Source organism: Pseudoalteromonas arabiensis (assembly GCF_001550155.1).
In the GTDB taxonomy this organism is placed as follows: Bacteria; Pseudomonadota; Gammaproteobacteria; order Enterobacterales; family Alteromonadaceae; genus Pseudoalteromonas; species Pseudoalteromonas arabiensis.
In genome coordinates, this window is sequence record NZ_LRUF01000024.1 from 329368 (window position 1) to 349517 (window position 20150).

Annotated in this window: 19 protein-coding genes; 9 read left to right on the forward strand and 10 right to left on the reverse strand. The window is 40.8% G+C overall.

The window, feature by feature from the left end; genetic code table 11:
* Positions 1-513 precede the first annotated feature (513 nt).
* Positions 514-843, reverse strand: coding sequence for an SUI1 family translation initiation factor (locus tag PAARA_RS14705; RefSeq protein ID WP_062570038.1), 330 nt, complete (start codon positions 841-843; stop codon positions 514-516).
* 141 nt (positions 844-984) lie between these two features.
* On the opposite strand from PAARA_RS14705, the gene PAARA_RS14710 reads away from it, so the two are divergent.
* From PAARA_RS14710 to PAARA_RS14725, 4 genes are all read left to right on the forward strand, one after another.
* On the forward strand, positions 985-1290 hold the full coding sequence (locus PAARA_RS14710) for an STAS domain-containing protein (RefSeq protein WP_062569768.1): 306 nt from the start codon (positions 985-987) through the stop codon (positions 1288-1290).
* The gene (locus tag PAARA_RS14715) at positions 1290-2960 is read left to right on the forward strand and encodes a fused response regulator/phosphatase (RefSeq protein ID WP_062569769.1); all 1671 of its coding nucleotides are present in this window, start codon (positions 1290-1292) and stop codon (positions 2958-2960) included. The genes PAARA_RS14710 and PAARA_RS14715 overlap by 1 nt, the downstream gene beginning before the upstream one ends.
* 46 nt (positions 2961-3006) lie before the next feature.
* Complete coding sequence (locus PAARA_RS14720; RefSeq protein ID WP_062569770.1) at positions 3007-3666, forward strand: GAF domain-containing protein; 660 nt, start codon at positions 3007-3009, stop codon at positions 3664-3666.
* Positions 3667-3741: 75 nt separating this feature from the next.
* On the forward strand, positions 3742-4932 hold the full coding sequence (locus PAARA_RS14725) for an amino acid aminotransferase (RefSeq protein WP_062569771.1): 1191 nt from the start codon (positions 3742-3744) through the stop codon (positions 4930-4932).
* Positions 4933-5007: 75 nt separating this feature from the next.
* Here PAARA_RS14725 and PAARA_RS14730 read toward each other — a convergent pair whose 3' ends face one another.
* The 8 genes from PAARA_RS14730 to PAARA_RS14765 all read right to left on the reverse strand — a co-directional run bounded on the left by PAARA_RS14730 (position 5008) and on the right by PAARA_RS14765 (position 13215).
* A complete protein-coding gene (locus PAARA_RS14730; protein WP_062569772.1) occupies positions 5008-5757 on the reverse strand; it encodes a DUF3379 family protein in 750 nt (249 codons plus the stop codon).
* Complete coding sequence (locus tag PAARA_RS14735) at positions 5757-6272, reverse strand: sigma-70 family RNA polymerase sigma factor (RefSeq protein WP_062569773.1); 516 nt, start codon at positions 6270-6272, stop codon at positions 5757-5759. Before PAARA_RS14735 ends, PAARA_RS14730 begins: the two co-directional genes overlap by 1 nt.
* Before the next feature lie 103 nt (positions 6273-6375).
* Complete coding sequence (locus PAARA_RS14740) at positions 6376-8019, reverse strand: BatD family protein (RefSeq protein WP_062569774.1); 1644 nt, start codon at positions 8017-8019, stop codon at positions 6376-6378.
* Entirely contained in the window at positions 8013-9887 is a 1875-nt protein-coding gene (locus tag PAARA_RS14745; RefSeq protein WP_062569775.1) for a vWA domain-containing protein, read from the reverse strand. The genes PAARA_RS14740 and PAARA_RS14745 overlap by 7 nt, the downstream gene beginning before the upstream one ends.
* A gap of 1 nt (position 9888) precedes the next feature.
* Positions 9889-10875, reverse strand: a complete 987-nt coding sequence (locus tag PAARA_RS14750) for a vWA domain-containing protein (protein WP_062569776.1) — start codon at positions 10873-10875, stop codon at positions 9889-9891.
* Positions 10868-11308: a DUF4381 domain-containing protein gene (locus PAARA_RS14755; protein WP_062569777.1), complete on the reverse strand. Its 441-nt coding sequence runs from the start codon at positions 11306-11308 to the stop codon at positions 10868-10870. The genes PAARA_RS14750 and PAARA_RS14755 overlap by 8 nt, the downstream gene beginning before the upstream one ends.
* Positions 11309-11310: 2 nt before the next feature.
* Positions 11311-12255: a DUF58 domain-containing protein gene (locus PAARA_RS14760; protein WP_062569778.1), complete on the reverse strand. Its 945-nt coding sequence runs from the start codon at positions 12253-12255 to the stop codon at positions 11311-11313.
* A gap of 3 nt (positions 12256-12258) precedes the next feature.
* Entirely contained in the window at positions 12259-13215 is a 957-nt protein-coding gene (locus PAARA_RS14765; protein WP_062569779.1) for an AAA family ATPase, read from the reverse strand.
* 348 nt (positions 13216-13563) lie between these two features.
* On the opposite strand from PAARA_RS14765, the gene fadI reads away from it, so the two are divergent.
* The 4 genes from fadI (at position 13564) to PAARA_RS14785 (ending at position 18828) form a co-directional block, all read left to right on the forward strand.
* Positions 13564-14874 (forward strand): acetyl-CoA C-acyltransferase FadI, encoded by a 1311-nt coding sequence (gene fadI, locus PAARA_RS14770; protein ID WP_062569780.1) that lies wholly within the window; start codon positions 13564-13566, stop codon positions 14872-14874.
* Positions 14874-17099: a fatty acid oxidation complex subunit alpha FadJ gene (gene fadJ / locus PAARA_RS14775; protein WP_062569781.1), complete on the forward strand. Its 2226-nt coding sequence runs from the start codon at positions 14874-14876 to the stop codon at positions 17097-17099. The genes fadI and fadJ overlap by 1 nt, the downstream gene beginning before the upstream one ends.
* Positions 17100-17268: 169 nt before the next feature.
* Entirely contained in the window at positions 17269-18198 is a 930-nt protein-coding gene (lepB, locus tag PAARA_RS14780; RefSeq protein WP_062569782.1) for a signal peptidase I, read from the forward strand.
* A gap of 99 nt (positions 18199-18297) precedes the next feature.
* A complete protein-coding gene (locus tag PAARA_RS14785; protein ID WP_062569783.1) occupies positions 18298-18828 on the forward strand; it encodes a GNAT family N-acetyltransferase in 531 nt (176 codons plus the stop codon).
* A 14-nt stretch (positions 18829-18842) separates the two neighbouring features.
* Here PAARA_RS14785 and PAARA_RS14790 read toward each other — a convergent pair whose 3' ends face one another.
* Positions 18843-19229 (reverse strand): MmcQ/YjbR family DNA-binding protein, encoded by a 387-nt coding sequence (locus PAARA_RS14790; RefSeq protein ID WP_062569784.1) that lies wholly within the window; start codon positions 19227-19229, stop codon positions 18843-18845.
* A 190-nt stretch (positions 19230-19419) separates the two neighbouring features.
* On the opposite strand from PAARA_RS14790, the gene efpL reads away from it, so the two are divergent.
* Positions 19420-19992, forward strand: coding sequence for an elongation factor P-like protein EfpL (gene efpL / locus PAARA_RS14795; protein ID WP_062569785.1), 573 nt, complete (start codon positions 19420-19422; stop codon positions 19990-19992).
* Positions 19993-20150: the final 158 nt, after the last annotated feature.

Genomic DNA, 20150 nt, shown 5'->3' on the forward strand with positions numbered 1-20150 from the left:
ATTTGAGTTTGATTAATCTTTTAAAATTCATAAGCGTTATTTTACAGTGTTTTTTGTTTTTATCGATTTTTAACCTTTTATCTAGTTACTATTTAGCTTATGTAGAGCTACCTACAAACGATCCCAAATTAATAGCTAGTCACATTTCATCAGGTGTCGTTATTTCTCTGATTCAAGTTGTCCCAGCTCTAATTGGCTTATTGCTTAGTATTTGGCTTTTAGATAAAGCTAATACATCTAAGTCATTTAGAAAGTGTTGCAAATATTTGGCCTTCTTATGGTTACTGTTTTTCCCAATTGGTACATTCTTAGGTGTTAAACAGTTAAAAAGATTTAAGAATACCTAGCAAGGCGTTTTAAAAAGTTGGGCACTGTAATGCTTTCTCTTTAAAATCTTACTAATTTACTCGGGAATGCTTTAATGCTCTTAATGGCACATTTGCGATGCTAGATTTGATTTGAGCCTGACTAATCTCGTTAAAGCCTATTCAGATAAAATAAAAAGGGGCATTTTTAGCCCCCTGCAATTTTCACCTTGAACTTAAGGCCTTCAAGAATCGCTTTGAGCTTTTCTCTATCATCGCCTTGCACCTCAATAATGCCATCTTTCACAGCACCGCCTTGGCCCATCTTACTTTTAATTGTCTTAGCAAGCCTTTTCAGGTCATGCTCTTGGCTATCAATGCCAACCACTAACATGACACCTTTGCCTTTACGGCCTTTTGTTTGTCGTTCAATTCGTAAAAAACCATCTTTAAAGATTTTACCTTGGATTGATTTTTCCTCTTTAGGCTGTTCAATACGGCCTGTAGCGGTTGAATATACTAGATTATTATCACTCATTTTAGATCTCACTTTAAATGAAGCTTGTATGCTGTAAATCATAACAAATTTCCCTCTAAGTGTTTTAATTTTTGGCTTATTTCTCCTAAGCAGTTATATTTAGATTAGTCTTCGGAGAGATTTGATTAATAGGAGTTTATTATGAGTTTGACGCGCAGCACCTCTGCTGATGGCGCTATCTTAACCGTACAAATCAAAGGAAAATTTGATTTTAATCTGGTTCAATCTTTTCGTCAGGCTTACGCTGACCTAAATGATAATATCAATAAAGTGGTTATTGATCTGAGAGAAACAGATTATATGGATAGCTCGGCACTTGGTATGCTTCTTAATATGAAGAAAAACCTTACCGGTAAAGTGGATAATATCCAAATTAGTAATTGCCAACCACAGCTAAAGAAAATCCTGCAAATCTCTCGTTTTGATAAAAAGTTTGATATTGATTGATGCTTAATATTCTAGTGGTAGATGATCTTGCTTTAAATCGTCGACTCTTAACCGTTATGTTGGAGCATCAAGGTTATCAAGTTCATACTGCTGAGAACGGCCTTGTTGCGCTGCAAATACTCGAAAAGCACACTATTGATATTGTGCTCCTAGACGTTGTTATGCCTGTTATGGATGGTTTTGAAACCGCAGCTATTATTAAAGAGCGTTTTAGCCAAGTTTACCTACCCATTATTTTTATCACCTCGCTTGAAAATGAAGAAAGCTTTGAGAGGTGCCTTGCTGTAGGTGGAGACGACTTTCTCCATAAGCCATTTCAAGAGGTTATTCTTAACGCTAAAATTAAAGCCCACTGCCGTATAAGAAATTTAAGTCAAAAAGCACGAGAGCAAAACCTACAGTTAGAATATCATCAGAATCAAGTTGAACGTGAGCATGAGATAGTCGAGCATATCTTCAATAACGCGTTAGAAAATCAATATACATTTACGCAGCATTTAGATTTTCATTTATCTCCAGCGGCTATGTTTAATGGCGACATGTTCCTTGTTGCGCAAAGCCCTATTGGTAGTCTGTATTGTATGTTGGGTGATTTTACGGGGCATGGCCTAGCGGCTGCTGTGGGGGCGTTACCTGTTTCTCGGGTGTTTTATACCATGGTTAACAAAGGCATGTCGGTTAGCGACATTGCAGCGGAAATAAATGCCGTATTGAGTAACTTATTACCTGGTCACATGTTTTGTGCGGCTACTATTATTGAGTTAAGTAATTCAGGAAAAAGCTTGTCAGCATGGTTAGGCGGGCTACCTGATACCTATGTAATTGATCAGCAAGGTCAAATATTACGCACATTAGAGTCCCAACACATGGCATTAGGAATTTTAGAAGAAGATGAATTTGAGCGGGGTCTCATCCATATAGAAGTCAACGAAACAATGCGGCTTGTAATGGCAACCGATGGCATAATAGAGACCGTTAACTTACATGATGAGTTTTTTGGTGAGCATCAGTTCATTGAAGCATTAAGTTCAAAAGAAAATATTAATACTCAGGAGCTAATAGAAATTGTAAACCAGTTTTCCCAAGGTCATGAACAGCAAGATGATTTAAGTTTAGTGCTATTAAACTGTTTACCGGCGCCAGAGCCTGAGCAAGAGGTTGAGCCTTTTTCACCTTTACCCTTTAATTTTTCACTGAGTTTAAATTCAAAACAAATAAAAAGTACAGATCCCGTTCTAGAAGTGGTCGATGTAATATCTAAAGTAGCGGGTTTGAATGCGCACCGTGCGAATATCTTTTTAATCCTCTCCGAGGCTTACAATAATGCGCTTGATCACGGCGTATTAGGGCTCGATTCTGAGATAAAAAATCAAGATGACGGCTTTTTAATTTATTACCAAGAACGTGAGCAGGCATTAGAAAAACTGACTGATGCACTTATTATTATTGATATTCGTTATTGCCCAGATACCCTGGCTCTTTATTTCACTATTTGCGACTCTGGCAATGGTTTTGCGAATAAAAGTGACGGCCAGCATAACCTGCAACGAGAGCATGGCCGTGGGTTGTCTTTACTGAGTGAAGTAGCGTCAAATGTAGCTTTTAATGCGTCTGGAAACCAAGTTGAAATTTGTTACCAATTATCCATAAACAGTGCTGGCTCTGATTGAAAGCCCATGTTATGCTCTCTAGCATTATAGATGTTTGGATGGCTAAATGATTTCTACATACTTATCTGTCGCTCAGCTTGATTTATCAGAGACTTTAGTGGCAGAGCAATTATCAAACCTAGAGCAATATCTTGCACAGTCACAGTTACCTGAAGTACGTTGGCAGTACCAAATTCCTGAGCTTGGGGAGGGTGGGGCGTGTAGTTTGTTTGGTTACTTGCAAGATGAACCGTTTAAATTAAACGACTATATTGCTGATGATGCTACAAATACTGAAAAGTTAGCAAGGCTTCAGCAAATCATCGATTATGTTGTCCAACAAACGCAAGTGGATTGGTTTGGTATTTATCAATCAACCGACACTGACGAAGGTGCTCAGCTATTAAAACTCGTTTACCACGGCGCACCAAGTCGCCCATTGTTTCCGCTCACTGAAGATTTTGCAAAAGGCAGTAACAATGTTCAAGTTGCTTTATCTAAAAAAGGTCGTGTGATTAATAATGTTGCAGATTATTTAGCGCAAGGTGGTGAATATTATACGTGCGATCCTAAAGTAAAAGCCGAAACGTGTTTACCAATTTTATCTAGTGAAAATACCTGTTTAGGCATTATTGATGCAGAAGCATTTAGTAATGATTTCTTTGATCAGCAAACCCTTGCTTTACTTGCAGCTTGTTGTATTAAAATTCCTCAACTATTGGTCTAATTTTACTAGTAATCAGGCTCGGTTTTTATGTTAAGCTAGTGGCAACGCTAACCCCCTATATAAAAGAGATAGTCAATGTTCTCAGAATTAAAACCATTACCAACAGATCCTATTCTTGGCCTAATGGCGGCCTTTAAACAAGATACAAACCCAAAGAAAATTGATTTGGGTGTAGGTGTTTATAAGGATGAGCAAGGCAATACGCCAGTTCTTAAAGCGGTTAAAAAAGCGGAAGCGTTTCGTTTAGAAAACGAAACCAGTAAATCGTACATTGGCTTGGCGGGTAACTTAGATTACTGCCAAAAAATGGAAAACTTATTACTGGGTGAGCATCCTGCGTTATTAGCAAACCGTGTTCGCACAGCACAAGCACCAGGTGGTACAGGTGCACTTCGTGTTGCAGCCGAATTTATTAAGCGTTGCAACAAAGATGCAACTGTATGGGTTACAACACCAACGTGGGCAAACCACATCAGCTTATTTGAAGCGGCTGGTTTAACAGTAAAAGAATACCCTTACTACGATTACGAAAATAAAGATCTTTTATTTGATGACATGCTAAGCACGCTTAAGCAAGTGCCTAAAGGTGATGTTGTGTTGTTCCACGCATGTTGTCATAACCCGAGTGGTATGGATTTAAATGCTGAGCAATGGAGCACAGTGGCAGATCTTGCAGTTGAAGTTGGTTTTACACCACTGGTTGATATTGCATACCAAGGTTTTGGTTCAAGCTTAGAAGAAGACGCAGCGGGTCTTCGTAAATTAGCAGCAGCGGTTGATGAGCTGATCATTTGTTCTTCTTGTTCGAAAAACTTTGGTTTATACCGTGAGCGTATCGGCGCATGTTCAATCATTGCTAAAGACGCCGCAACTGCAGATATCTCTAACTCTGTATTGTTAAGTGTTGTACGTAGTATCTATTCAATGCCGCCAGCACACGGTGCTGATATAGTTAGCACTATTTTAGGTAGCGCTGAGCTTACGCAAATGTGGCATGACGAGCTTGATGAAATGCGTAGTCGTATTAATGGCTTACGTACTCTAATCAAAGAAAGCTTAGCAGCGAGAGGCATTGAGCAAGACTTCTCATTTATTGACCGTCAAAATGGTATGTTCTCATTCCTAGGTATTAATAAAGAGCAAATCGAGCGCTTACAAAAAGACTACTCTATCTACATTGTTGGCTCTAGTCGTGTAAACGTTGCTGGTATCAGCGATGCAAACATTGACTACTTTGCAAATGCAGTAGCAGACGTTTGTAAGTAACCAGCTGTATAGTGATAAAAAAACCGCATCATTTTGATATGATGCGGTTTTTTTGTATCTGCTATTTTAACTCACCTAATGAAGCCAGCGTATAGCACTGGTCACCATATTATTGTAACGCTCTAATGGTGCACCTATGCTAGCGATTAAAATTGTATCGGCTTTTTCTCCACGACTTATGTGGCCTGCAAAACGCTCATCGCTAAAGTCATCAGAACCAGAGCCAAAAGGCTGCTCCTCTGAAGGTACAATAAATACGGTCATTGGGCCAAAGTCAGACTCAAATACCAAGTGCAATCCTTTTTGACCTTTAAAATCACAAAACATCAAGTACGTGACTTTGCCTGGAAGCTCATCTAAGTGGCCGCCAATGGTGGCAAATTTTTCATTAACGTACTCTAAGTCAATTGCTTTATGTTTATCTAAAGATCCAATTTCATAGTATAAGTGTGCTAAAGCATGCTCTCCAACACTATATAATGAATGCTGTTTAGTAGTAACAAAAAACACGCTTATAGCAACTAAGAATGATGCTGCAGCCGCTAAATAAAAGCGATTAAATGCAAAGCGTGATTTAGCTTCAACAACATTATCATTTTGTTGCTGTTCAACATGCTCTTCAGATGCATAGGTCTGTTCAATAATGCGCGCAGCTAAATCGTCTGGCACAGGTACATTTAAAGCAGCGTTTAGTTCGTCGTCAAATGCACGAACATCGTCAATAAATGCTTGTTTATCATCGTCCTGCTCGGCAAACGCTTCAAGTTCCTTATCAATAGTGCTTGGCTCGGCGAGGATGCGGCGGCGAAACTCGAGTTCATCCATTATTTTGATGCTCCTCTAAGTTGGTCATCATCACTGCTTAAAGCCTCTTTAAGCTGGTTTCTGGCACGAAATAATCGTGTCATAACGGTATTTTTGTTTAAATCGAGAATCTTAGCGATTTCATCACCAGAACAGCCCATTACTACTTGCAAAAGCAGAGGCTCTCGATATTCGTCTGCTAACTTTCCAATTTGTCGTTGAATCACTGTTTGTTCCATTTCAGCATCAAGGGATGTGCTTTTATCATCCACTAAGGTATCGTTTTCAACGTCAGCGTAATCAAATTGCTTTCTTTCAAAACGTCGCGCATTTTCGCGACGTAATATCGTTAGTAGCCAAGGTTTAGCAGCCTGTTGATCTTGGAGTGAATCCAAGGCACGCCAAGCCCTCAGGAAGGTTTCCTGCACTAAATCTTCAGCAATAGTTTGATCACGGCATAACCAATATGCAAAGCGATAAAGCTCACTGTGGTAGATATGAACGAGCTCTTCATATCGCTTTTGTTTTTCCGTCATAGTTATCTAGACCCGCCCTTAAGGAAAAAACTTTCTGGATTTATTATTTTTTTCAATGCGGCTAATCGCTGCTAGCCGCATGATGTGTATTGTTTAGTTATTATTAATCGTAAAGTTTTTTTAGCCCCTGATCTTTATCAAATGATTGAGCGCTTTTTGTTTGGGCTAAACCATTAATGATGATTGCTAAATCAGGCTGCTCATCACTTGAACTATAGAGTTTTGCACGCAATTTAGCAATTTCTTCGTTTAGTTTAGAGCTTGATCTTGTGCCCATGAGCGTATCAATCGCGTTATGTGTTTGCCCTGTTTCATGTTTGGCGTAACGTGAAAGGGCTAAATAAAATGCTGAATAGTCTTTCGTCTTTGCATATTTCTTTAGTTCAGATAAAGAAACCGAAGACACTTCACTGTTAACTTCATTTTTATTGGAATAGTCGCTAACAGGTCGTTTTCTTAAGAAGAACACGAGTGTTGCAATCCATAAAAGGTATCCGCCTGCCGCAACAATTATAAGCCAAATAGGCTGAGTTACTTCAGTAATAGTACGAACAGCGGGAATTTCACCTGTTAGCTCTTGGCTGGTGTTTGCTGTTGCATTATTGGTATTAGGTGTAAGTGCATTAGTGCTAGGTATCACTGTGATAGTACGTGCAGGGATCGTTGCGTAACTTATTCGATTAATTTTTGTATTAAACCATGGCAGCTTGACTTCTGGTAATGTAAATGTACCTGGTGTCTGGGGTAGCAGCGCATACGAGGCTGTTTGTTGAGAGATAACACGTCCATCTCTAACTAAATGATTTGTCTCTTTTTCATCAGGATAGCTTCTAAAACCTTGTACTTGCGGCATCTCAATATCTGGCAATTGCTCTTTGGTTACACCGAGCGCGGTTAAAGTGATTGTACGTGTGATTGGTGTGCCCACTTCAACAGTATCGTCTTTTGGTTGCCACTGCTCATCTAAGTTTACTAGTTCACTTGGTAACCATGCACCTTGGTAATTTTCTGGAATAGGTTTAATGTCAAGCTCAAGGTCTTCACCCATTGCCGATATTTCCATCTGACGATAGTTCTGCCTAATACGGCCATTAAATACTGGCGCAGTAATTGTGTGTTGACCACTTTTTTGTGGTTGTAGTAAATATTCTCGGGTAATAACGAGATAACGCTTACCATCGATTAATTCATAGCTTTCTGACTGTTTACCAATAGCATTGAGTTGAGCATCATCCATTTGAGGAGTACTTAGGTTTCCATCAAGTAGCTCTTTATTGTTATCTAAGTAAAGTTTAACGGTATATACACCGGCTTCTTGGACATACAAGCTATCTGATTTTACACTCGTTTTTATAAATGCATCATTATTTTGCTCAGCGTTTTGACTGCGCTTAGACACTTCTAACTCAATTGGTTTTGAACTTACACCTGCAACTGTAAAGGCGGGGATAGTGTAAGTACCTTCTTTACGCGTCATTAGTTTTACAGACCAATTAGTTTGTTTACTGATCTCACCATTTACGATATTGGTTCGAGAGCTTACGCTGGTGGGCCCTACAACAAAGTCTTTTAATAGTACAGAGGTATCAGGCTGCTCGCTTTTGACACTATCATCTACGGAGATCGTTAAAATAAAAAACTCGCCAGCAAGTACTGGGTTTTTATCAACACTTGCCTGCAGTTGGCTGGCGGCCCATAGCGGCGCTGCCGCGATTAACAATAAACAACATAATAATCGCATTACCATGATTTTTCGGCTCCTCGTGGACGACGTTGATAGGTTCGTTTTTGTGCTTCTAGCTGCATTTTATTTCTTAATAAGATTGCAGGATCATCGGGGACTTTGCGCAACAGCTGATTCAGTTGTTGTGCTTTCTCTTTTTCTTCATTGGTTAGTTCGGCTGCTTGTGCTTGCATCGCTTGCTGCTCAGCTTGCTGCTTGGCTTGTTCATCACTTTGCATAGGCTCAGGTTGAGCCTCTTTTTGCTCATTAGATTGCTCAGGCTTTTGTTCATCAGATTGTGATGATTGCTCTGATTCAGACTCCATTTCTGGTTGATTTTGCTGATCTTTATTAGACTCGCTCTGTTCACCCTTTTGATCTGACTGCTCACTTTGCTCTGATGGCTGTTGGTCATCTTGTTGCTCAGTTTGTTCAGAGTTTTCGCCTTGCTCTGAATTATCGCCTTGTTGCTTTTGCTGGTTGTCTTGTTGACTATCTTCGTTTTGTTGATCGTTATTTTGCTGCTGATCTTCTTGTTGCTGTTGCTCTTGCTGATTCAACAACTTTTCAACCAGAGCTTGGTTTTCTTTTGCTTCAGTGAAGTTATCTCTAAGCTGTTGTGCTTGCTTGTAAGCATTTATAGCTTGTTCAAGCTCACCCGCTTTTGCAAGGGCATTGCCGTAGTTATATAAGCCCGTAGCAGATTTATCTTCACTAAACGCATCCATTGCAGCTTGGTAATTACCTTGTTGGTAAAGTGCAGCACCTTTTAGTTGAGAGTTCTCAGCTTGGGCGGCTTGTTCAAATTGCTTTTGCTGATAAGCATCGAGTGCGCGTTGATCTTGGTTCTTGAGCACTGCTGGTAGCTCAGCGGCATACACCTGTTGCTGCGGCAATAGCATAACGAACATAAAGCCAAGCACTAGGCTGCTACGACGAATTAAAAAGAGTGCCAGTGGCATTAAGAGCAGGAGTCCATAAATACCCGCATCTACACGCCAGAGTGTTTGACTTTGTTTTTCATCTTTAAGTATTTCAGCATTTGCACTGGGTGCAAAGGTTTGAATATCTTGATTGTTGGTCTGATAAAGTGCAAATTTGCCACCACTATTACGTGCAAGCGCGCTTAAACGACTGATATCCAGCGTTGGAATCACAATCTGCCCCTGCATATCTTTCAAAAAGCCACCTTCAGGTAACTTAATAGGTGCACCCTGTTCAGTGCCAACCCCGTAAACATTTAAGCGATAATGTGACTGATCCGTAAAACGACTAATATCTTCTTGATCTAGGCTATCAATACCGTCGGTGACTAGAATGATATCACCTTCTAAGTAACCCGCTTGACTGAGCAACTCGTTCGCTTTTTCAAGTCCTTCGATTACATTAGAGCCTTTACTAGGCATGATTTCAGGGCTGAGGCTTGGAATGAGATTTGCTAATGTGCTGGCATCGTTTGTTAATGGTGAAATGGTAAAGGCCGAACCTGCATAGGCGACTAATGCTGTATCACCTTCTTTAAATAGCTCAATCATATCAAGGGCTTTAAAACGTGCTTGTACTAAACGACTTGGCGCAATATCTGTACTGAACATAGAATACGACATATCCATAACAATAACGCGGGCGTTTTTTGCTTGAAACACAGGGACTTGTTTCTTCTCAAAGCTTGGTCCTGCACTAAACACGATAGCGAGAATCGTAAATAGAGCAACTAACCAAAGTGGCTGACTTTGTTTTTTATGATTGTCGCTCATAACAAATTGCGCTAAATGTGGGGCAATTAACGCTGCCGGTGTGTTCTTTTTATTACGCACCAATAACACACTAAAAATAATGACCGCAGGTATTAATAACCAAAGTAGGGCAGGGCGAATAAATTCGAAATCCATATTACTTCTCCTGCTTAAGTTGGCGAGTAAAGCTAGTGAATACAGCAAGAACAATTAAACCAAGTGCTGCCAATAGCGGAATATAAAACAATGAAATTTGAGGGCGAAAAGTCTGCTCATCACTACTAACAGGTTCGAGCTTATCGAGTTCTTGATAAATCTGCTGCAAACCAGCCACATCTTTTGCTCTAAAGTATAAGCCACCGGTTTGTTCAGCGATGCGTTTTAGCAAGCTTTCATCAAGGTTGCCACCACTCATACCGCCCATATTAAATAGACTAAAACCACGTGGGTTATCTGAGCCGACACCAATGGTATATACTTTTATGCCTTCCTCGCGAGCTAACAGTAGCGCATCTTCAGGATTGAGGTTACCAGCAGTGTTTTGTCCATCAGTTAAGAGCACGACGATTCGATTGCTTTCATCTTTGTTAGCAAAACGCTTTACAGATAAACCTAAGGCATCACCGATGGCTGTTGCGCGGCCTACAAGGCCAATTTGTGCTTCACCAAGCATTTGGCTTACGGTTTTAACATCACGCGTAAGCGGTGTTTGTAAAAATGCGGTATCACCAAATAAAATCAGACCAAGGCGATCGCCTTGACGTTGTTCAATAAAGTCACCTAATACGGCTTTAACCATGGTTAGTCTGTCGACATATTGGCCTTGATAAGCCATATCTTGCTCAGTCATTGAGCCTGATAAGTCCACTGCCAGCATAATGTCACGGCCTTCATTGGGTAAAGTAATTGGTTCATCAAGCCATGTTGGGTTTGCAACCGCAATCACCAATGCTACCCATACCGCCCATTCAAGCAATGACACTTTGCGACTATGTTGTTGCACGGCTTGGTTGTTAAGCCCAAGCTTAGCAAAGCTTGGAATACGTAGACGTAACTGACCTTGCTGTTTTGAAGGCATGAAGCGACTGACTAACCAAGGCAAAGGTAAAAGCACAAAGAACCAAGGCCAACTAAACTCAAACATTGATAGGCTCCTTGAGTTTAAAAGTGTGAATGGCGTTGCGTAATTTAGCCGCAAGCTCTGCATTATTATTTTGCTGTTGGTAAAGTGGCATGAGCTCATCGTAGCTAAAAGTGTCACCACAAAGCTTAGATAAACTCTCTGACCATTGTGCCAAAGGCTGCGAAGCAAGCTGACTATTATAGTAATGACGTGTTAAGCGCTTAAGAATAATATGCAACGCTTGTGCATCATCTTTAGCCACATTTTGACTCATTTTAATCGCTTGCTTTTTGGCTTTCTTGAATTGCAGGTTTTTATATAGCAGCACTAAACCAACTACTAGTAGTGCAACTAAAAATACAATAATTAGCCACCAAATAGGAGCCAGTGGCCACCATGCGACCTCTGAAGGTGCAATGACATCATGTAAGCCATCGAGCGGATTTGTTTGCATTATTACTTTCTCACTAATTGCAGCTCAAGCGGGGTGGCTGCACTGAATGAAATTAAACTAAGTCCAGATTTTTGTAAGCGTTTTAGCCTAACAGCGAATGACTCTTGCGCTGACTTAGCAAAACGTTCCCGAAATTGCTTATCCATTAACGGCAGAGCAAGATCTTGCCCATTAGCAGATACAGTCACTGTTTGCTTAAATGCAGGAAGTTGATGTTCGAATGGGTCGCTAACGTGGCAACCAATTAACTCGCAGTGACGGCTTAGTATTTCAAGTTGTTTAAAGCTAGCTTCGTCTAGTGCGCTAAAATCTGAAACGATATAAACTAAGCTACCGGGTTTAGCTAAATGGTTAAGGCGCTTGAGGTTCTCACTAAATAAACTGGTCGTGCTTTTATCAACATTAGCTAACGCCTGACTATGAATGTCACATAAGTTATGGCAAAGCTTTAATACAGCTTTTTCCCGCGATGTAGGTTTTAGTTCATGATGACTGTGTTGGTTAAACACCAAACCACCAATTCGGTCACCACGCTGACAAGCTGACCATGCAACCAAGGCGCTGATATGTGCTGCTTGCACTGACTTTAACAATAACTTTGAGCCAAACAACATGGAGTTTGAAAAGTCGGTGAACACAAAAACGGGGCGCTCTTTCTCTTCTTGGAACAGTTTTGTGTGAGTTTCGCCTGTGCGAGCGGTGACTCGCCAATCGATTGAGCGAATGTCATCACCAGTTTGGTAATGGCGTACCTCAGCAAACTCCATGCCTCGCCCTTTATGCGGCGCAAGGTATTGCCCAGCTAAGCTGTTTTTGATTTTTACTTTAGGTGCTAGTTCAAGTAAGCGCGCTTTGGCTTTGTAATACATCAACTCTTTGAGTGATAAATTAACACCTTGGCTATGGCTTTCATGCAACCAAGTAGCTATATCTAATTGACCTGACATAACTTATGGTACTGCAACCAGTTCTAAAATACGCGTGATCACATCATCCTTGCTGATGCCGTCTGCTTGGGCTTCATAGCTTAAAATAATACGATGGCGTAATACATTATGCAGTACCGCTTGAATATCGTCAGGGGCAACAAAGTCACGACCTTCAAGCCAAGCATGAGCTCTAGCACATTTGTCAAGGGCAATGGTTGCACGCGGACTGGCACCGTATTCAATCCAGCGACCAAGTTGCTCATCCAGTTCTGAAGCTTCGCGGGTCGCAATGATTAGCTGCACTAAATATTTTTCAAGTGGCTCAGCAAGGTACAAACCCAAAATTGACTTTCGTGCCGCGAAAAGATCACTTTGGCTAATTTGCTGTGTTTCAGCTTGTTTATCAGATATTGCTTCACCACGGGTCAGGCGAAGAATATCAAGCTCGTGTTCTGCCCCTGGGTAATCAATACTTAGATGCAATAAGAAGCGGTCAAGCTGTGCTTCAGGAAGGGGGTAGGTCCCTTCTTGTTCTAGCGGATTTTGGGTTGCCATAACCATAAATAGCTCAGACAGTGGATAAGTGTTTTTACCAACCGTTACTTGGCGCTCAGCCATAGCCTCTAATAAAGCAGATTGTACTTTTGCAGGGGCACGGTTAATTTCGTCAGCCAAAATTAGGTTATGAAATAACGGGCCTTTTTCAAATACAAATTCACTGGTTTGCTGACGGTAAATGTCGGTGCCAGTGACATCCGCAGGGAGTAAGTCAGGAGTAAATTGTACTCGTTGGAAGCTACCTTCTACGCCTTTTGCTAACGCATTCACTGCACGTGTCTTTGCAAGACCAGGAGGACCTTCAACAAGTAAATGGCCATCTGCCAAAATAGCGATTAACAGTGCTTGAGTTAATTGGGGTTGGCCGATAATTTGCGTGTCTAAGTATGATTTTAATTGTGAAAATGCGTTAACTGCCATAATAAAAAGACTGTCCTAAATAGCGTGAGTCAAAATTGTTTTTGTTATGCGCCGATATAAGCCTATTCAGTGCTGATAAATTAGCTAAGCGTTATTATGAGCTAGGCGCTTTTTACAAGTTATAAGGATTCAAAGCTTACAACACAAGTGTTAGACATAAAATCCTAAAATAGTTCGTTATTTTTTAAGGATTTTTAGCCTACCATATAAATACACGTTATTTTTGTAAATAAGCTAAAAAAAGCCTATGGTTGGTAACTAATTTCGTTTCTCTATTGGCATTCGTATTCGGGTTGTTTTAGAATCAGGAAAAACAAACAGGTCAGACCTGTCAGCGGGAGAGCATAAATGTCTGAGCAAAATATACTTAAAACAGCAAAGGGCGATCGTATCGCCATCGTTAGCGGCTTACGAACGCCGTTTGCAAAACAAGCGACTGCATTCCACCATGTGCCAGCACTTGATATGGGTAAACTGGTTGTTAACGAGATGCTTGAGCGTCTTAATTTTGATAAGTCTGAAATCGATCAGCTTGTATTTGGTCAAGTAGTGCAAATGCCAGAAGCGCCTAATATTGCTCGTGAGATTGTGTTAGGCACAGGTATGCCTGTTTCAGTAGATGCATACTCTGTATCACGTGCGTGTGCGACAAGCTTCCAAGCAATTGCTAATGTTGCTGAGTCAATTATGGCAGGTTCAGTGCAAGTGGGTATCGCCGGTGGCGCTGATTCATCATCTGTATTACCAATCGGTGTGAGCAAAAAATTAGCTGGCAGCTTGGTTGATTTAAATAAAGCGCGAACACTTGGCCAGCGTTTGAAGATTTTCTCAAAACTGCGCCTAAAAGATTTACTCCCTGTACCACCTGCAGTAGCTGAGTACTCTACTGGCTTATCTATGGGTCAAACGGCAGAGCAAATGGCGAAAACGCATAGTATTAGCCGTGAAGATCAAGATGCCTTAGCTCATCGTTCTCACACTCTTGCAAGCCAAGCATGGGCTGATGGTAAACTTAAAGATGAAGTAATGACTGCCCATGTTGCACCCTATAAGAGCTTTATTGAGCAAGACAATAACATTCGTCATAACTCAACGGTTGAAGGCTACGCGAAATTAAAACCAGTATTCGACCGTCAGCATGGTTCAGTTACTGCAGCTAACGCAACACCATTAACAGATGGTGCCGCTGCGGTATTAATGATGAGCGAGAGCAAAGCCAAAGCACTGGGTTACAACATTCTAGGTTATGTACGTAGCTTTGCGTTTTCTGCAATCGGTGTTCATGAAGACATGCTAATGGGTCCGGCGCACTCAACGCCAATCGCTTTAGATAGAGCAGGTATTACATTAGCTGATTTAGATTTAATTGAAATGCACGAAGCATTTGCAGCGCAAACACTTGCCAATATGAAGATGTTTGCGTCAGATAAATTTGCACAAGAAAAGCTAGGTCGTAGTAAAGCGATCGGCGAAATTAACATGGACAAGTTCAATGTCTTAGGTGGCTCACTAGCATACGGCCACCCATTTGCCGCAACAGGTGCGCGCCTGATCACGCAAAGCTTGAATGAACTTAATCGTCGCGGTGGCGGCCTAGCACTCACGACTGCGTGTGCAGCGGGTGGCTTAGGTGCAGCCTTTGTATTGGAGAGTGCGTAATGACAGATTCAGTATTTAGTTTATCAGTGGCTGATGACGGCGTAGCCGTTGTAACTATTGATGTGCCGGGTGAGAAAATGAACACCCTGCGTAGCAGTTTTGCAGAAGATTTAAAAACCTTACTTAAAGACGCACAAGCACAAGCGGTCAAAGGCATGGTGTTTATTAGCGGTAAAAGCGATAACTTTATCGCCGGTGCTGATATTAAAATGCTTGATAGCGCAACTAGCCGTGAAGACGCATTAGCGCTGAGCGAAATGTGCCAAGAAGCGTTTTTTGATATGAAAAAACTGCCTTTTCCAACAGTGAGTGCCATTCATGGTGCAGCATTGGGTGGCGGCTTAGAGTTTGCTCTAGCCTGTGATTACCGTGTTTGTTCTGACAGTGATATCACTAAGCTTGGCTTACCTGAAGTACAGTTAGGCTTATTACCAGGTGGTGGCGGTACTCAACGTTTACCTAAATTAGTCGGCCTGCAAAAAGCACTAGAATGGATGCTTACAGGTAAACAAGTGCGTGCTAAGCAAGCGAAGAAAACAGGCTTAGTAAACGACTGTGTGCCGCACAGTGTATTACTTGACGTTGCTAAAGAATTTGCATTAAAAGGTAAGGCTAAGGCTACTAAACCAAAACTTGACCGTTTAAGCCAATTACTTGAGTCGAACCCATTTGGCCGCAATATTATTTTCAAAAAAGCACAAGAAAATGTGCTGAAGAAAACCGGTGGCCATTACCCAGCGCCTTTGGCCATTATTAAAGCAGTTCGTGCAAGTGTTGAGCTTGATCAGTTAAAAGCATATAAAACTGAAGCTGAAGGCTTTGCCACGCTAGTTATGAGCGATGAGTCAAAAGCATTGCGCGGTATTTTCTTTGCAACCACTGAAATGAAAAAAGAATGGCGCAACGATGATGCACCAGCAATTGCTAAAGCGGCAGTATTAGGCGGTGGCTTGATGGGCGCGGGTATCGCTCATGTCAGTGCTGTGAAAGCGGGTGTTCCGGTGCGCATCAAAGATGTAGCTGAAAAGGGCATCAGCAATGCGATGAATTACAGCTATAAAATTTTAGATAAAAAGCAAAAGCGCCGTATTTTATCTAAAGCTGAGCTGCAACAAACCATGAACCGTATTACCGGCACCACCGATTACAGTGGTTTTAAACACATTGATATCGTGATAGAGGCAGTGTTTGAAGACTTAGCTCTTAAGCAAGGCATGGTCGCTGATGTTGAACGTGAATGCCAAGACAACACGATTTTTGCAAGTAATACCTCGTCATTACCGATTGCACAAATCGCTGCGGATGCAGCGCGCCCAGAAAATGTAATTGGTCTGCATTACTTCTCACCTGTTGAGAAAATGCCACTTGTTGAGATTATTCCACATGCCGGTACGTCTGAAGAAACCATAGCCCGTGTTGTTAACTTTGCCCGTAAACAAGGCAAAACGCCGATTGTGGTTAAAGATATGGCTGGTTTCTATGTAAACCGTATCTTAGCGCCTTATGTCAATGAAGCGGCTAATTTACTGCTTGCAGGTGAGCCAATTGAAAAGATTGACCAAGCCTTAGTTGAGTTTGGTTTTCCTGTTGGCCCATTAGCATTACTTGATGAAGTAGGGATTGATATTGGCTCTAAAATTGCTCCCATCCTTGAAAAAGAATTGGGCGAGCGTTTTAAAGCCCCCGATGCCTTTAACCGCTTAATTGATTCTAAGCGTTTAGGCCGTAAAACAGGTCGTGGCTTTTATCTTTATGACAAAAAAGATAAAAAAGTGGATGAGTCAGTATACGAGTTACTGGGAGTTACGCCATCACCTCGCTTAAACAAGAGCGAAATTGCTAAACGCTGTGTGGCACAAATGCTGAACGAAGCGGTACGTTGTTTAGATGATGGCATTATTGCAAGTCCTCGTGACGGTGATATTGGTGCTATTTTTGGTATCGGTTTCCCTCCTTTCTTAGGCGGTCCATTTAGTTATATGGATAAACTTGGCGCAGCACAGGTTACTTCTGAAATGGCCACATTCGCTAATTACAACCCAATTTTTACTCCTTGCGATACATTAAAAGCAATGGCTGAAAAGGGGGGTCGTTTTTACCAAGCAGAAAGTGAAGAGTCGGCAGTTGCCGAAGCTGCACAAGTCGATCCGGTTGAAGTAACCAAGGAAGTGGTTGAAGACGAGCAAGCTTCAGTAGAAGTGGATACAGAAACGACGAAAAGCTAATGCTTTAAATTAATTAGTTAATTTAAAAGCCCTGCTCATTTTGAGCGGGGCTTTTTGCTTTAAAGGAGTATTGCTTTAAAGAAATATAAAAATTTTATGGCATCACTGTGATTTTATATTTAATATAAACAAATAAATTCAATGACTTAATTTAAACAAGGATGTCAGAGTGTCTACTTCATGGAAGCCTAAAGGTTTTATCGCTATTCTTCTGGGCGTGTTATTTCAGCCATTTGTATTTTTGTACGTTAACAAATTCAGGTTGTTTATTACTTACCTTGTTTTAACGGCCTTATGCTACTTGTTTGACATTAAAATCCAAGCGAGTGCGGGAGAGGCCGATTGGTATCAAGGCATTTATCTCACAAGTGTGTTTATAATTATATGTCCACTCCATGCTTTTTGGATAACGAAGCACTATAACGCAGATAAGAAGCGGCCTTGGTTCGCAAGTTGGTGGGCTGTAACTTTAATTTATCTTACCGTCTCTGCTGCTCTTATTTTAATGAGAATTTTTTCATTTGAGCCTTTCACTTTACCAGCTTCATCTATGGCACCTCAGTTAGATAAAGGGAGCCAAGTTTTGGTTAGTAAAATAGGTTTTGGTAATTATCGGTACTTAGGCTATCAAATTTCAAGATCGCCCATGTCAGCTAAAGTGAGTCGAGGTGATGTTGTTGCTTTTCAGTATCCGAAAAACCCTGATTATACTTGGCTGAAACGCGTAATAGGGGTAGCTGGCGATAGAATTGTTTATCGAAATAAAACCGTTTACGTGAAAAAAGCATGTGATGAGAGAGCCGATATTTGCACTGACTTCATCCCTTTAGAGCAATCACTCGTTTCTCAAACTGAAGGTGGACTTAAAGTTCTGCAAGAGGTAAATGATGGTAAACGTTATCAAATTTTACTAAATGAGAATCACCCTGAACAGATAAGTCATTATTTCAACCAAGCTGGCAGCGAAAAGGCGGAATGGATCATCCCTGAAGATCATTACTTTGTTATGGGGGATTCTAGAGATAATAGCTCAGATAGCCGCTTTTGGGGCTTTGTTCCTAAAGATAACGTGATAGGAAAAGTGATTTATACTTGGTAGCTGTAAAGCAGCTTACGCTGCAGTATTGGCCATAAGTGGTATTTAATTAGCTAAGTAGGTTTGTTATAACTAGACTTATTTACTTAGCGATTGATCACCATGATTCTCACCACTGCGCGATTAACTTTACGGTTGTTAAATGCTGATGACTGGCCACTGTTTTACACTTTGCACAATGATGCAGAGGTTATTGAGAAATGCTTTGATAAGCCCTCAGAGGCGCAGCTACGTGCGAAGTTTAACGAACGTTTAAAGCCCTGGCAGCCAGATGCAAACTCGCCATTGTGTTTAGTTATTATTGAAACGACTACAGGTAAAGAGGTGGGGGTGACAGGTTTTACCTCATCAACCGTTCCTGATATTCAAGAAGTTGGCTACTTATTGCTGCCTAATTTTCATGGTCGTGGCTATGCCACCGAGTCTTTAAAGGCGGTGCTTGATTTTGCTCAGGCTGAGTATTCTGTGAAGGAGTTTAAAGCTGTCGTCACTGAAGGCAACATAGGTTCAGAAAAAGTACTCGAGAAGTGTGGCTTTCAGCTAGTTGATAAGCAGTTAGATGCCTATGCTATTGGTGGGGTTTTGTATACCGATCACCATTTTCATTTAAATTGCACTGATCACAGGGTGTGATCAGTGCGGTCGAATTATAGGTGAAGCTCAATCGCTTTTCTGTCTTTTTCAGGCATATTCGCAACCACCAAATCAAACGAGTTATCAATCATTCGTTCAATTTCTCCTTGTGGGATAGTGCCATCTAAAATCACTGTATTCCACAACCGTTTATTCATATGGTAACCAGGAATTACAGAAGGAAAAATATCACGTAATGCTTGAGCTTCGTCCGGATCGCATTTTAAGTTAAGCCACCAAACAGGTTCACCATCTTCATTTGTTTGGCCTTCTTTTCCCTCTGCGAGAGTCGCAAACATTTTATGATTTACTTTATAAACATCGACGTCTTGACCAAATGGCTGAGTGAGCATTACCACTGGCTTTTTCATTAAGTATTCATGTACAGCATGTTGATTCATGATCCAGTCCTTGAAGTCATTTTTCGTTGCTATAAAGATAGCATCTTTTTATTCGGTTTGAGACATTTATTACGATAATTCGCTGAAAAATAGACCAATTACATCAGCAAAAGTAAAACTGCAAATTTTTGTTGAACAATAGTAATTACGTGGTAAATTCCTGTCATTAAAAAACGATAGGAATACACCCATGCCTAAGGCTAGTGAAGTCAAAAAAGGTGCCGCTATTGAGCATAACGGCCAAGTTTTAGTAGTAAAAGATATTCAACGTTCAGTACCGCAAGGTCGTGCTGGTGGTAGTTTATACCGCATGCGTTTATATGATGTTGTTACTGGTGGCAAAGTAGACGAAACATTTAAAGATAGCGATATGCTTAAACTTGCTGATTTAACTCGTCGTGAAGCGATGTTCTCTTACATTGATGGTGAGGAGTATGTTTTCATGGATAATGAAGACTACACGCCTTATAACTTAAACAAAGAAGCAATTAGCGAAGAGATTTTATTTGTTAATGAAGAGACGCAAGGTCTACATGTTATAGTGATCGATGGCTCACCAGTGGGGATTGACTTACCTTCAAGTGTAGAACTTGTTGTTGAAGAAACAGACCCTTCAATTAAGGGCGCTTCAGCAAGTGCTCGCTCAAAACCAGCACGTTTGAGTACAGGTCTTACTATTCAAGTGCCAGAGCATATTTCAACAGGCGATCGTATTCGTATTAATACCGCAGAACAAAAGTTTATGGGTCGCGCTGAAAAGTAGTCCTAACTGGTTATGTTTGATAAAACCGATTGCAGATCGGTTTTATCATTTTATTTACCTATAAAGTAGTATTTTTATTAATCATTTAATATTACTTTGTTTAAAGATTGAAAAAGGGACAGAAAAAGCGCATTATTAAGCGCTCAAATTATTGCTAT